General features: G+C 64.6%; 11 protein-coding genes. 6 read left to right on the top strand and 5 right to left on the bottom strand.

Features of this window, described 5'->3' with window-relative positions:
- Positions 1-145: 145 nt before the first annotated feature.
- From J7E83_RS13105 to J7E83_RS13115, 3 genes are all read left to right on the top strand, one after another.
- On the top strand, positions 146-1,975 hold the full coding sequence (locus J7E83_RS13105) for an ATP-dependent DNA helicase RecQ (protein WP_214962748.1): 1,830 nt from the start codon (positions 146-148) through the stop codon (positions 1,973-1,975).
- 130 nt (positions 1,976-2,105) lie between these two features.
- Positions 2,106-3,302 carry a TerC family protein gene (locus tag J7E83_RS13110; RefSeq protein WP_214962751.1) on the top strand — a complete coding sequence of 399 codons (1,197 nt, stop codon included), beginning with the start codon at positions 2,106-2,108 and terminating at the stop codon, positions 3,300-3,302.
- Positions 3,303-3,389: 87 nt separating this feature from the next.
- Positions 3,390-7,055, top strand: a complete 3,666-nt coding sequence (locus tag J7E83_RS13115) for a TM0106 family RecB-like putative nuclease (protein ID WP_214962753.1) — start codon at positions 3,390-3,392, stop codon at positions 7,053-7,055.
- Between the two features lie 39 nt (positions 7,056-7,094).
- Here J7E83_RS13115 and J7E83_RS13120 read toward each other — a convergent pair whose 3' ends face one another.
- The 4 genes from J7E83_RS13120 to J7E83_RS13135 all read right to left on the bottom strand — a co-directional run bounded on the left by J7E83_RS13120 (position 7,095) and on the right by J7E83_RS13135 (position 9,869).
- Complete coding sequence (locus tag J7E83_RS13120) at positions 7,095-7,388, bottom strand: acylphosphatase (protein ID WP_214962755.1); 294 nt, start codon at positions 7,386-7,388, stop codon at positions 7,095-7,097.
- 5 nt (positions 7,389-7,393) lie between these two features.
- On the bottom strand, positions 7,394-7,939 hold the full coding sequence (locus J7E83_RS13125; protein WP_214962757.1) for a YceI family protein: 546 nt from the start codon (positions 7,937-7,939) through the stop codon (positions 7,394-7,396).
- Between the two features lie 111 nt (positions 7,940-8,050).
- Positions 8,051-8,845 carry an alpha/beta fold hydrolase gene (locus J7E83_RS13130; protein WP_214962759.1) on the bottom strand — a complete coding sequence of 265 codons (795 nt, stop codon included), beginning with the start codon at positions 8,843-8,845 and terminating at the stop codon, positions 8,051-8,053.
- A gap of 37 nt (positions 8,846-8,882) precedes the next feature.
- Positions 8,883-9,869 (bottom strand): glycosidase, encoded by a 987-nt coding sequence (locus J7E83_RS13135; RefSeq protein WP_214962761.1) that lies wholly within the window; start codon positions 9,867-9,869, stop codon positions 8,883-8,885.
- A 420-nt stretch (positions 9,870-10,289) separates the two neighbouring features.
- On the opposite strand from J7E83_RS13135, the gene J7E83_RS13140 reads away from it, so the two are divergent.
- From J7E83_RS13140 to J7E83_RS13150, 3 genes are read left to right on the top strand one after another with little or no spacing between them, the layout of a single operon-like run.
- Positions 10,290-10,964: an HAD family hydrolase gene (locus tag J7E83_RS13140; protein ID WP_214962763.1), complete on the top strand. Its 675-nt coding sequence runs from the start codon at positions 10,290-10,292 to the stop codon at positions 10,962-10,964.
- 26 nt (positions 10,965-10,990) lie between these two features.
- Positions 10,991-12,097, top strand: coding sequence for an alanine racemase (locus J7E83_RS13145; RefSeq protein ID WP_214962765.1), 1,107 nt, complete (start codon positions 10,991-10,993; stop codon positions 12,095-12,097).
- Between the two features lie 50 nt (positions 12,098-12,147).
- The gene (locus J7E83_RS13150) at positions 12,148-12,528 is read left to right on the top strand and encodes a RidA family protein (RefSeq protein WP_214962767.1); all 381 of its coding nucleotides are present in this window, start codon (positions 12,148-12,150) and stop codon (positions 12,526-12,528) included.
- Positions 12,529-12,547: 19 nt separating this feature from the next.
- Here J7E83_RS13150 and J7E83_RS13155 read toward each other — a convergent pair whose 3' ends face one another.
- Complete coding sequence (locus J7E83_RS13155; protein ID WP_214963019.1) at positions 12,548-13,567, bottom strand: adenosine deaminase; 1,020 nt, start codon at positions 13,565-13,567, stop codon at positions 12,548-12,550.
- Positions 13,568-13,793 lie beyond the last annotated feature (226 nt).

A 13,793-nucleotide genomic window follows, 5' to 3' on the forward strand; every position in this document is an offset into this window, starting at 1 on the left:
AGAAGGACGCCTGGCTCAGGGGACAGCACCAGGCCCAGGGTCAGCACTCGGACAACTCGTACGACGGCGGCTGTTTGCTCGCGCTAGGCTGGTCACCACAGGCTGAAGCAAGCGGCCACAGGACCCACCCTCCGGAGCCACCACCATGTCCGAGTCCCCTGCCGTTGCTTCGGATGCCGCCAGCAGCGTCGATGCCCTGAGCGCTCTCGCGGCCTCCGCATTCTCCCTTCCGCAACTCCGCGACGGCCAACTGGCAGGCATGGCCGCATTGGCGGGTGGCCGCGACGTCCTGGCCGTAATGCCCACCGGCTACGGCAAGTCGGCCATCTACCAGGTGGCCGCCGTCCACCTCCACCGGAGCGGCACTGAGCGGAGTGGCACTGAGCGGAGCGACACCGGGCTGAGCGGCACCAACCTGAGCCGCACCAACGCGGCCGGCCCCCGTAAGCCCGGCCCCGCCGTCGTGGTTTCACCGCTCATCGCCCTGCTGGAAGACCAGCTGGACGGGCTGGCCGAAGAGCTGGGCCCGGCCGCCGCCGTCGCCATCAATTCGTCTCACAGTGACGCCGAGGTGGAAGATGCCTGGCAGGCTGTGGAGGACGGCAGCGCCACGTTCCTTTTCCTGGCACCGGAGCAGCTGGCCAAGCAGGACACCGTGGAACGCATCGCGGCGCTGGACGTTGCCCTTTTCGTAGTGGATGAGGCCCACTGCGTCTCCTCCTGGGGACACGACTTCCGCCCGGACTATCTGAGCCTGGGCACCGCCCGCGAGCGCCTGGGCAATCCACCGGTAGCCGCGCTCACGGCCACCGCCTCCCTGCCGGTGCGGGAGGAGATCGCCGAACGGCTCGGCATGAAGGACCCACTGGTGCTGGTCCATGGCTTCGATCGGCCGCAAATCAGCCTGGCTGTGGTCCGCCATCAGGAGGACAAAGCCAAGCGGCGCACCGTGGTGGAGCACGTCACGGAACCGGCCAGTGCAGGCCCGGCCGCCGGATCCACCACCGGGAAGTCCCACGGGTTGCTGTACGCCGCCACCCGGAAGGACACCGAAATGTACGCCGCCAAGCTGGCCAAGACCGGGCTGCGCACCGAGGCGTACCACGCGGGCCGAGCCGGCGCGGACCGCGAACGGATCCACGAGCAGTTCATGGACGATGACCTGGACGTCGTCGTTGCCACCACCGCCTTCGGGATGGGGATCGACAAACCCAACGTCCGCTTTGTGGTCCACGCGGACGTCCCGGAGTCGCTGGACGCCTACTATCAGGAGATCGGACGTTCCGGGCGGGACGGGCAGCCCGCGGCCGCCGTCCTGCACTACCGCGCCGAAGATCTGGGCCTGCGTAAGTTTTTCGGCACCCACACCACGGACGAGGAATCGCTGCTGGCCTTACTCAAAATCCTGCACGCGGCCGATGGGCCGGTGCCCAAAACCTCTCTCGCCGAACTCACCGGTTTCCCGGCCAGGCGCGTCACCGGGCTGCTCAACCAGCTGCAGGAAGCGGGCGCCGTCAAGACCGGCAAGCGCGGTGTCCGGCTCACGTCCAAGGCCAAGTTGCCCACCCTGGTGAGCCGGGCCGTCGAACTCGCCGAAGCGCGCCAGCGGGTGGACCAGTCCCGCATCAACATGATGCGCGGCTATGCCGAGACAGACGGCTGCCGGCGGCAGTTCCTGCTGGGCTACTTCGGCGAAAACCTCCAGCAGCCGTGCGGAAACTGCGATTCGTGCGCTGATTCCGCTTCGCTCGATTCCGGCGGTCCCACGGCCGGAAAGAACGACGACGGCGGTCCGGCCACCGCAGCTGCCGCCGAGCCGTTCCCGCTCCAGTCTGCCGTGGTCCACAACGAGTGGGGGCCGGGTCTGGTGATGCGGCACGAGGACGACGTGATCACGGTGCTGTTCGAGCAGGAAGGCTACAAGACACTGTCCCGGACCGCGGTGCTGGAGCACGGTCTCCTGAAGCTGGCGTAGCGCCTACAGCACCTCCAGGTCGCGGACAGCACCTGCCCGGTAGGCTGGAAACCAGTACTGAGTCGTGTGGAGGTCCGGCAGCACCACCTTTCACGGCACGCCTGTCCGCCTGCACGAAAGGCCCCGCATCGTGGAAGTACCGGCTTTTGTCTGGACCCTGACCGTCACTGCAATTCTGGGCCTCTTGGCCTTCGATTTCTTGTTCCATGTGCGGAAGGCCCACACGCCTTCCCTCAAGGAATCGGCCCTCTGGTCCTCGCTGTATGTAGGGATTGCGCTCCTCTTCGGACTTGGCGTGCTGTGGTTCGGCGGCCCCACCATGGGCGCCGAGTACTTCGCCGGGTACGTCACCGAGGAGGCCCTGTCCGTGGACAACCTCTTTGTGTTCCTGATCATCATGGCCAGCTTCCGGGTGCCCCGTGCGTACCAGCAGAAGGTGCTGCTCTTCGGTATCGTCGTATCGCTCATCGCCCGCACCGGGTTCATCTTCCTGGGCGCGGCACTGATCAACAGCTTCGCCTGGGTGTTCTACCTCTTCGGACTCATCCTGCTGATCACCGCTGGCAACCTGCTCAAGCCGGACACCCACGAAGAGGATTCGGAAGGCGTGGTGGTCCGGCTCGCCAAGCGCTTCCTGCCGACGTCCCAGCACTACGACGGCGACAAGCTATCCACGGTGGAAAGCGGCAAACGCGTCCTCACCCCCATGCTCTTGGTGATGGTGGCCATCGGCGGCACTGACCTCCTGTTCGCGCTGGACTCCATCCCCGCCATCTTCGGCCTGACGCAGAACGTGTTCATCGTTTTCACAGCCACAGCCTTCTCGCTGATGGGCCTGCGCCAGCTGTTCTTCCTCATCGACGGGCTCCTGGACCGCCTGATCTTCCTCTCTTATGGGCTCGCCACCATCCTGGGTTTCATCGGCGTCAAGCTAATCCTGCACGCACTGCACGAAAACACCCTGCCCTTCATCAACGATGGCCAACACGTCAACGTGGTGGAGGTCAGCACGGCTGTGTCCCTCGCCGTAATCCTGGGCGTCCTGGTCGTCACCATCCTGGCCTCAATCTTCAGCCCGAAGGGCAAAGCCAAAAACGCGGTGTCCGGCGCCAGGCGGCATGCTGTCGAGTACCTGGACCTCACCTACGAAACGGACATGGCGGAACGGGACAAGATCTTCGCCAGGATGTGCCGGGAAGAGGACCAGATCCGCAAGCTTCCCGAGAAATACAAGAGGTTCATCCGCAACGAGACTGAGTTCCTGAATCTGCTGCGGAGCGCCCATGCCGAGCACGACAAAGCGCAGGTGCGGGCGGCACAGGGCTAGCGTCGGCTTATTGTCAGCCCCTCTTGCTAGATTCAAAACAGGGCCAGGGGAACCGTCCTCCGGCCAGGCTGTCAATGGGGAGGCCCCATGTTCCTGCTTGATCCTGCCAGCGTTAATCCCGGCAGTATTGATCCCGGTCCTGTCGCGCCGCAGGACCTCGTGTTTTCCGCCAGCGATCTGGTGGCCGCCAGCGAATGCGAGTACCGCACACTCCGCATACTGGACGAGAAGCTGGGCCGCTCCCCCAAGGCGGAGTTTCCCGACGACGAAATGCAGCGGCGCGCAGGAGCGCTTGGCGACAAGCACGAGGCCAAGGTCCTCGCCGGACTGATCAACCAGTACGGCGCACGGGACGCCAGCCGCGGTGGGGGCGTCTATTCGATCGAACGCGGGCAGAACGTGCGCACGGACCTGCTGGCCAAAGGTGCGGAAACCGAACTTGCCCTACGCGCTGGAGCGGATGTGGTTTTCCAGGCCACCTTTTTCGACGGCGAGTTCCTGGGCTACGCCGACTTCATCGTCAACGAGGCAGCCGGCACCGGCATCCCCGGGCGTTACGAGGTGTGGGACACCAAGCTGGCCCGCCACGCCAAGGTCGGGGCACTCCTGCAGCTGGCCGCTTACGGTGACCAACTGATCGCGATGGGCCTGGACCCATCGCCGAAGGTCACCCTGGTGCTGGGCGCCGTGCTGGACGGCGAGTACGTCCGCAGCGTCCATTCCCTCACCGATCTTCTCCCAGTCTTCCGCGAGCGCCGGGACCGCTTCCGTGCCTTCACCGGCGCCCATCGTGCGGGGGGTTCGCCGGTTCAGTGGCTGCAACCGGGCATCACGTATTGCGGGCGGTGCCCATACTGCGCCGAGCAGGTCCAGTCCCACCGCGACCTCCTCATGGTCGGAGGCATGACCTCGGTCCGGCGCAAGAAGCTCAACGCGGACGGTATCACCACCATCGAGGATCTGGCGGACCTTCCCGCGGGCAAGGCCACCGGTTCACTGGCCAGGCTCCGCGACCAGGCCCGGATGCAGTTGGGACGTGACCTTCCGGACGGTTCCCGCACCTTCATCAAGGATGGCGAGGAGCACACTGTCACCTTCAAGATCCTGCCCGAGAACGCCCTGGAAAGCATTCCGGCGCCCAGCCCCGGTGACATCGTTTTCGACTTCGAGGGCGACCCCCTCTGGCAGGATCCAGCGACCGGGAAGTGGGGGCTGGAGTACCTGTTCGGCGTGATCGAGGCGCCAGTTGCTGAGCCGGATCCTGCTGCCTCGCAGGTGTTCCGGCCGTTCTGGGCGCACTCCCGCTCCGAGGAACGGCAGGCCTTCCTGGATTTCCTGGCCTACGTGGAAGAGCGCCGCTCCCGGTATCCGGACATGCACGTCTACCACTACGCCGCCTACGAGAAATCGGCGCTACGCAATCTCTCGGTCACCCACCTCGCGGGCGAGGACATCGTGGACGACTGGCTCCGCAAAGGAGTCCTCGTGGACCTCTACGCCACTGCAAGGCATTCGCTCCGGATCTCCGAGCCGTCCTACTCCATCAAGAAACTTGAGCCCCTGTACATGGGAGACAACCTCCGCTCCGGCGACGTGAAGGATGCCGGCGCCTCCGTGGTGGCATACGCCGCCTACTGCGCGGCCCGGGATGACGGCGACCCCGCCAGGGCTGCCGAAATCCTCGCCTCCATCTCCGATTACAACGAATACGACTGCCTCTCCACGCTCCGCCTCCGGGACTGGCTGCTGGGGCTGCGCGGATCCGGCCCTTCTGCCACTCCGGGCGTTGCCGGCCGGAAGCACGGCGACGGCCTGGACCTGCCGCAGCGGGTTGCAGCCGTCGAAGCTGAACCCGCTGCGGCGGAGGCCCGGCTCCAGGAATACCTGGCCGGCCTGCCCGGCACCCGTCCCTGGACCAACGACGAGCGGGCCATCGCCATGATCGCTGCTGCCACCGGGTACCACCGGCGCGAACGCAAGCAGTTCTGGTGGGAACACTTCGACCGCACCGAATCCGAACTGGACAACTGGTCCGACCACCGCAACGTGTTCGTGGTCGACACAGCCGAGATCCTCACAGACTGGACGCTGGCCAAGCCCGGTGTCCGGATGCGCACCCGCACCCTGAGGCTGACCGGGACCATGAGCGAAGGGTCGGATTTCAGGCCCGGGAGCACCTGGTGCCGGCTTTACGATGCCCCGGTTCCGGACGGCCTGGCGGACCCGCAGGGCGACGGCGGTGCCCGCGGCTTCACATTCGGCACCCTGGTCACGGAGGTGGAGGATCACCCTGACATTCCAGGCAGGACCATCATCACCATCGAGGAAAAGGAAACGGGCAAGGTCCCGGCCTACCCGCATATTCCCCTCGCCCTGACCGAGGACGAGCCCGTCCGCACCGCCAGCATCGAGGCAGCCCTGGCTGAGCTGGCCCAGGTTGTGGGCGCTTCCGTGCCCCGCCTTCCGGAACACCCCGGCGTGGACATCCTCCGCAAAATCCCGCCACGGTTCCACGCACTCCCAGCCCCTGCCTCCGTAGGAATGGACAGCACCGGTCATGATGCCTCGGGCCGGGACTACATCACGGCGATCACCACATCACTACTGGATCTGGACCACTCCTACCTTGCCGTGCAAGGACCTCCCGGGACAGGCAAGACGCACGTCGGCTCGCATGTGATAGCCCGGCTGGTGGACCAGGGCTGGAAGATCGGCGTCGTGGGCCAGTCCCACAACGTAGTGGAGAACATGCTGTGCACGGCCATCGAAACCGCAGGCGTTGATCCGTCCCTGGTGGCCAAGAAGCTGTCCGCGCCGCATCAGGTGCCGTGGCAAAAGACTGGGGACAAGGACGTCGCCGCGCTGCTCGCGACCCAGGGCGGATGCCTGGTGGGCGGCACGGCCTGGACCATGACGGGGAGCTCCGTTCCGGCCGGCTCCCTCGACCTGTTGGTAATTGACGAGGCCGGCCAGTTTTCGCTGGCCAACACCCTGGGCGTGGCCAGGGCAGCCAAGCGACTCCTACTCCTGGGCGACCCACAACAGCTCCCGCAGGTCACCCAGGGGTCCCATCCGGAACCAGTGGACGAGTCCGCCTTGGGCTGGCTCGCCGCCGGCCACGCCACCCTGCCCGAAGAGTTGGGCTACTTCCTGGCAGACAGCTGGCGGATGCACCCGGAACTGTGCCGCGCAGTGTCGGTCCTGAGCTACGAGGGCAAGCTGGAATCAGCTCCAGCCGCTTCCCTCCGCAACTTGGCCGAGCTGCCCCCGGGCGTGGAAACGGTGTTCGTTGAGCACAGCGGAAACACCACGAGCTCCAGCGAAGAGGCAGCCGAAATCGTCCGGCAGGCGCAGAAGCACATCGGGCTGAAATGGATACCGGACGGAGACAGGCCGGCGCGGCCACTTACAGCAGAAGACATCCTGGTGGTGGCGGCCTATAACGCCCAGGTCCAGCTGGTCCGCCATGCCCTGGAAAAGGCGGGGCTGGACGGTGTCCGGGTGGGCACCGTGGACAAGTTCCAGGGGCAGCAGGCACCCGTGGTGCTGGTATCCATGGCGTGCTCGGCCGTCGCCGAGGCCCCGCGAGGCGCCGAGTTCCTGCTAAACCGGAACCGGATCAACGTGGCAGTGTCACGTGGCCAGTGGCGCGCTGTGCTGGTGCGCTCCCCCGAGCTCACCAACTTCATGCCTGCCAAGCCTGCGGCGCTGGAGGAACTGGGCGCCTTCATCGGGCTGAGTCCGCAGCCATGAAACCCTGTACTGTCCCTGAAACGGGGTAAGTTCAGGACGTCAGCGGGCCCTAAAACTCCGGAACGTCCCTTCGGCGGCGGAGACAGAGTCCTCCACCCGCTCCACCCGGCCGGGAGTATCGTCGGAATTCAGCCATTCCAGGAAATCCTGAATCCTCTGCCGCGGTCCTTCGGCAACCACTGACACCGAACCGTCGTCGAGGTTCTTCACCGTCCCCGTCAGTCCCAGTTCCTCAGCCTTGCCCATGGTCCAGAACCGGAACCCGACGCCCTGCACCACGCCGAACACGCGGGCAGAGAGCCGGACATCACCGGATGGGACGTCGGAGCCCATGGGCGTCAGGACTGCTTGACCAGCGCCGCTTCGACGTTGATCTTCACCTTGTCGCTGACCAGCAGTCCGCCGGCTTCCAGTGCCGCGTTCCAAGTCAGCCCGAACGATTTGCGGCTGATCTCGGCCTCGGCCGAGAACCCTGCACGGGTGGCACCGAACGGGTCCACGGCCACGCCGGTGAATTCGACTTCCAGCTCCACTGGTTTGGTGATTCCCTTGATGGTGAGATCGCCCGTGAGGGTGTAGTCCTCGCCGTCGCCCTCCACCGATGTGGCCCGGAAGGTCATCTCGGGGTCGTTCTCCACATCGAAAAAGTCCGCGCCGCGGACGTGCGCGTCCCGGTTGGCGTCTCCGGAATCGAAACTGGCCGTCTTGACTGCGGCGTGCAGCGAGGCCTCCGCCAGGGACTGGCCGATGTGGGCCTCGGCGCTGGCGTCCGTGAAGCGCCCCCGGACCTTGCTGATGCCGGCATGACGGACGGTAAAACCGATCTCACTGTGCGACATGTCCAGGGTCCAAACGCCCGGGGTGAGGCCTGAAGGAAGAGTCATTGTGCATCTCCTGAGTCCGTGGAATCTGGTCAAAGCGACCAGATCCACAGTGCTGCAGCGGGCAGCCCAAGTCAAGGAATCCCGGGCAGCCCAAGTCAAGCACCGCCGGACTCAGGCGGGATGCGCGTGGAGGAACCGGCGGACCGCGGCGTTGAATGCCTCCGGTGCTTCGCACGGGGCCAAATGCCCGACGTCGGGAAGCACCACCAGTTCGGAGCCGCGAATGTTCCGGTGCATATCGCGGGCGACGTCCAGGGGCGCGCGGACGTCCTCCGCCCCGTAGAGCAGGAGCGTGGGCACTGTGATGACTGGAAGGACATCCCGGTAATCCGAACGGCCCATGGCGTTGAGCATGGCGCGCATGCCTGCCGGGTGGAAGTCCGCGATGATGGCGGCCGCCTCCTCCAGGAGGGCAGGACCGGCCCGCTCGGTGAACAGCGTGGGCAGCCAGTCCTGGACAAAAGCCTCGGCCGGCTGTCCAAGCTCCGCACTGATTTGGGCGATGCGCCGTTCCACTTCCCGGGGTGGCAGGGATCCTGCCCAACCCGCGTAGGCGGACGCCAGCACCAGGGAGGCGGCCGCCTGCGGATGGCCCTTGTAGAGTTCAAGGGCAACACACGATCCCCACGACAGGCCTAGCACGTGCGGCTTTTCCGACACGACGGCGCGAAGGAAACGGGCCAAGGCGTCTCCGAAGTCCGGCCCGGTCAGCTCAGGAGGCGGATCATCCGACTGGCCACACCCGGGCGCATCCCACGCGATGACGCTGAAGTCATCCGAGAGCCCGTCCAGCTGCCGCCACCAGATGCGGCTGTCTTCATACGCTCCATGAAGCAACACCAGCGGCGGGCCTTGGCCAGCCCGCTGATAAGCGATGCGCAGGCCCGCAACCTCCACGGAGTCCATGCCTCATTCTAGGACTCCGCGGGGCCGCATCAGAGGGTCAGTTGATGGTGATGTCCCTCGTCCGGTGGTCGTAGCGGATGGTGACGGTGCCCCCGCCGTGGTGCAGTTCATGGTTGGGACCGTCAAACGTGCCGAATGCGCCGTAGTTCTCTTCCCACGAGCGGTTCAAGGCGATCTTGAACATGTAGTAGCCGGCGGGCAGCTCGGCACTCACCTTCCACAGCTGGTCCAGGGCGTCGAGCTCCAACTGGGCCTCGTCATACTGCGGCGCCCAGTTCTCCGGCGCACCCAGGATCGTGTTGAAGTCACCGGCCACCGCCACGGCTTCAGGCTGCGGGAAAGTCTCGACGTCGGTGGCAGTGGCGGGTGCCGTTCCATTGGCAGCGGGGGCTTCCGCCTTCGCCTTGGGGGCTGCCTTGCGCGTGCGCACGGCCTTGACGACGGGCTCCACCGCGTCCTCGATCAGTTTGGCGGCCTTGCCGACGGCTTCGGCCGCTTTCTTGGTCGGCGCTTTCTTGGCGGGGGTCTTCTTAGCTGGAGTCTTCACGGTGTCCTCCTTGGCGTCGGCCGTTTTTGTCGTAGCGGATCCGGTGTCGGGGGTTGTGCTGGCTGTTGCCGTGCCGGCTGCAGCGGCCCGTACCGGTACAAAGTCGGCGGGAGCGGCCGGAACAGGAAGGTCAGCCGGGACAGGGGTGCCGGCGTCGAGCGCTGCCGCAAAGGCGGCTGTATCCGGGAACGCGACGGTTGCGCGCATGCCGTCATCAGTGATGGTCCAGCCGGAACGGCCCTTGACCAACCAGCCAGCCTTGACCAGTTTGGCGGTCGCCGAGGTCAGCGTCTTGTGTCCACGAGGAATGCCGCCGCTGAGCAGCTCGGCCTCGTGCGGGCTGAAAGGCACGCGGGCTGTGGCTTCGGCGAGCACTTCGCCGGCGTTCAACGGATCGCCGCTCCACGCGCCTTCGGTCAGGACATCCAGGACAGTCTTGAGTCGAAGGTAGGTGTTTTCTGCGATGGACGTGGCCATGGTTCCCCTTTTTGTAAAGCGATCGGTCTCTCAGCATCTTGCCAAGAGCAGGTTAAATCCGGCGACTCACAACGGTAAATTCCGCGTGTCGTACCCGACTGTGACGGGCATTCACCAGTAAGTGAGGCCGGAGTCTCGGCTATGGGCTGTCTGCTCAACCCTGGAGCGCTGATTGGGTGCCGCCGACTTCTTCCCAAAACGCTTGCCGCACCAGTGTAACGGGATGCTGCGCGGCGTGAGCGCGTGAGTTTTATAGCAAATGATTCTTGTTTAAGATAGACGACGGAAATTGTAGACAGTCAACGATTTGGAGCCCTAGGGTTGACCCAGACGACGCTGTGACGATCCGGAAGTTGCGGGTCGGGCCAGCTCCCCGCAGCAGCATCTTGCCAGCAAGAATCTCGAACGAACGGACGAATCATGAAAACCGCTAACTTCCGGCCGGAGTACATTTCTTTCGATTGCTACGGCACGCTCATCAACTACCAGACCGAGGCAGCCACCCGGCCACTCCTCGCAGACCGCGTCCCCGAAGAGCTCATGGCCGCCTTCATGCGCGATTGGCGCCACTTCCGTTACGACCAGGTGTGCGGGGACTACTACCCTTACGAGCAGGTTCTCCAAGACGCCTGGGACCGCGTCTGCCAGAAGTGGAACCTCACGGGCACCGAGGACGCCGGAAAGCAGTTTGGGGCCGCCGTCCGCAGCTGGGGAGCCCACGACGGCGTCATTGAACCGCTGAAAAGGATGGGCGAAAGCTACAAGCTGGTCATTCTTTCCAACGCCGACGACAGTTTCCTCCAAACCAGTGTGCCCAGGCTCGAAGCGCCATTCCATGCCGTCTACACAGCCGAGCAGGCGGGCTTCTACAAGCCGCGCTACGGGGCTTTTGAATACATGCTGGAGCAGCTCGATGCCTCCCCGGAAGATTTCGTGCACGTGTCTTCACACACCCGCTATGACCTGATGCCGGCCCATGACCTGGGCTTCAGCAACCTGGTCATGCTGGACCGCGGCTACGACCCCCACAGCCCCGCTTACAACTACAGCACCGTCGCTTCCCTCAACGAACTCAACAAGCTCCTGGGCCTCTAAGGGAAACACCACGAGTGAATACGCCAATGAGCCTAGTGCTGCCTGAACCGCCCAGCGGCATCGAGACCCCGGCAGTCTATATTGACCTTGATGTTGTCGATGCAAATATCGAACGTATGCAAGCCTCCCTGGCGCACAGCGGTGTCAGCCTGGGTCCGCACATGAAATCCCACAAGTCGGTCAACCTGGCCCGGCGCCAGCTGGAGGCAGGTGCCGCAGGGATTACCGTCTCCAGTGTTGGCGAGGCGGAGGTCTTTGCAGAGGCCGGGTTCGACGATATCTTCGTTGCCTACACGGTCTGGGCCGGCAACCCGCTCCGCGGCAAGCGGATCCGGGATCTGCACGAGCACGTACGGTCATTCTCCATCGGAGTGGATTCGGTGGCCGGAGCGCAACAGCTGGCCCTTGCAACTCAAGGATCGCCACGTCCGCTGCGGGTGCTCGTGGAGATTGACAGCGGTGCTCACCGAACCGGAGTGCCACCACACGAGGCCGGTGATCTCGCCGCGGAGTGCCTGCGACTCGGTCTCGACGTTGCAGGGATCTTCACTTATGCAGGGCACGCAGGCAAGTCCAGGGACGCCCGCCCGGAAGGGGCAGCCGACGAGGTGCAGGCTGCCGAACAGGCCATCGCGTCTTTCTCCGCCCAAGGCGTGCCCGTGGGAATTGTGAGTGCAGGTTCAACCCCGACGGCCCACTTCTCGTCCCGGGCACCGATGACGGAGTTGAGGCCCGGTGAGTACATCTTCAACGATGCCGACAACGTGCGCCTCGGTACCTGCGAAAGTCTCGCCGACGTCGGACTCCTCGTGGCAACAACAGTGGTAAGTACCGCTGTTGAGGGCCAGGTGATTATTGATGCCGGAACGAAAGTGCTCGGCAGGGAAGGCAACCCCGACAAGGGCTTCGGACTCGTCCCCTCCATTCCCGGCAGCTTCCTCCGCTTGCTGAACGAGCACCATGGCTATCTTTCAATACCCGACGGCGTCGAGCGCCCTTCCGTTGGGGACGTCCTAACGGTCGTCCCCAACCATGCTTGCCCGGTAGCCAACCTCTTCGATGAGTACGTGGTCCTTCGGGGCGGCTCAGGGATCGGCCGATGGCCCGTGGACGCCCGCGGCCACCTGTCATAGGCGCAAAAGAACCGTCCGTTCGTCCCACCAACAGAAAATTTGAACAAAAAATGACCAAAGTCATCCCCGCCATCGAAGGTGTGCAGCCCGGAGGAGATTCCTACTCCCAGGTCGTCGAAGCAAACGGGCTTGTTTTTCTTGCCGGCCAGGTAGGAAGTGTAGGAAGCCGCCCGGAAACGTACCCGGCTGATTTCGAAGCAGAAGTCCGGGCCACGTTCGCCAGCGCAGCCAAGCTTCTCAACGGCGTCGGGCTCGGGCTCGACGACGTCGTGCGGTGCGTTATCTACCTCACCGACTTCACAGATTTCGCCGAGATGGACGCCATTTTCCGCGATATCTTCCCCAGAAATCCTCCAGTCCGGGCCACTGTTGGAGTCGCAAGCCTTGCCCGCGACTGCAAATTCGAAGTCGAGATCACCGCAGCCCGGTAGGCATGCCCGGAGCGGGAGGCTAGCTGCCGTTGAGCTCGTCCAAGAGCTCGGCTTTCCGTTCCTCGGAGGCGAAGGAGGAATGAATGGAGTTGGCGGCGAGGCGGGCCTGGTCGAATTCGGACAGCTCGAACACAGCATTCAACTGGACGAAGTTGTCATCCACATAGCCGCCGAAATAGGCCGGATCATCCGAATTGACGGACACGTTCAGCCCGGCCGCGAGCATGGCAGGCAACGGGTGGTCTGCCAAGGTGTCCACGGCACGCAGCCTGACGTTGGAAAGAGGGCAGACGGTAAGCGGAATCCGGTCCTCAACCAACCGTTCCACCAGTTCCGGGTCCTCCATGCAGCGGATGCCGTGGTCAATCCGCTCCACCCCCAGGATGTCCAGCGCCTCGAGGATGTAGGACGCCGGCCCCTCCTCCCCTGCATGGGCGGTCAGCCGCAGGCCTGCCTCCCGCGCCCGTGCGAAGAGCCGTTCGAACTTGGCTGGCGGGTTGCCCACCTCGGCCGAGTCCAGTCCGATTGCGGCGATGGGGGCGTTCATGGCCAGCAGCTCTTCCAAGACTTCCAGGGCGGATTCCTCTGACAGGTCCCGCAGGAACGCTGCGATCAGCAGTGTGGAGATGCCGAACTCCTCGACGGAAGTTGCCAGGGCGGAGGCCACTCCGTTGACACACGTCTCCAGCGGGATGCCGCGGGCGAGGTGCGCCTGCGGGTCCATCATGATCTCGGCGTGCCGCACGCCAGCGTTGGCAGCGCGGGCAAGGTAGGCGCGGGTCATATCCGCGAAATCCTGTTCCGACTGCAGTACCGCCATGTTGGCGTAGTAAAGGTCCAGGAAAGACTGAAGGTCGGTGAACTCGTACAGTCCACGCAGCTCCTCAAGCCCGGCGTAGGGCAGCTCCATGCCGTTGCGCTCGGCGAGCTCGAAGATCAATTCCGGCTGCAGCGTGCCCTCGATGTGCAGGTGCAGCTCAGCCACCGGCAGCCGCCGCAACGCCTTGTCGGCAACCGGCAACGCGCCGTCGTCGCCCATCACGTCGGGCTGGGTCTGGTCGGAGTTCTGGGTCGGTTCCATCTGGCAAGAATATGCCTCCCGGAGGCTGTGACGCGCCCTCCGCTTTGCACCCACTGGCCCCACTACCACTCGACCAACCAAGCCAGCACCACCAATGCCTCTCGGTTTGATAACGACGAGGTGATGTCCTAGCGTGAAAGGCGTGCCCGTACGCGGGCCAAAGAATGCCCGGTGCTGCCTCCAC

The organism is Arthrobacter sp. ISL-48, from assembly GCF_018613805.1.
In the GTDB taxonomy this organism is placed as follows: Bacteria; Actinomycetota; Actinomycetes; order Actinomycetales; family Micrococcaceae; genus Arthrobacter.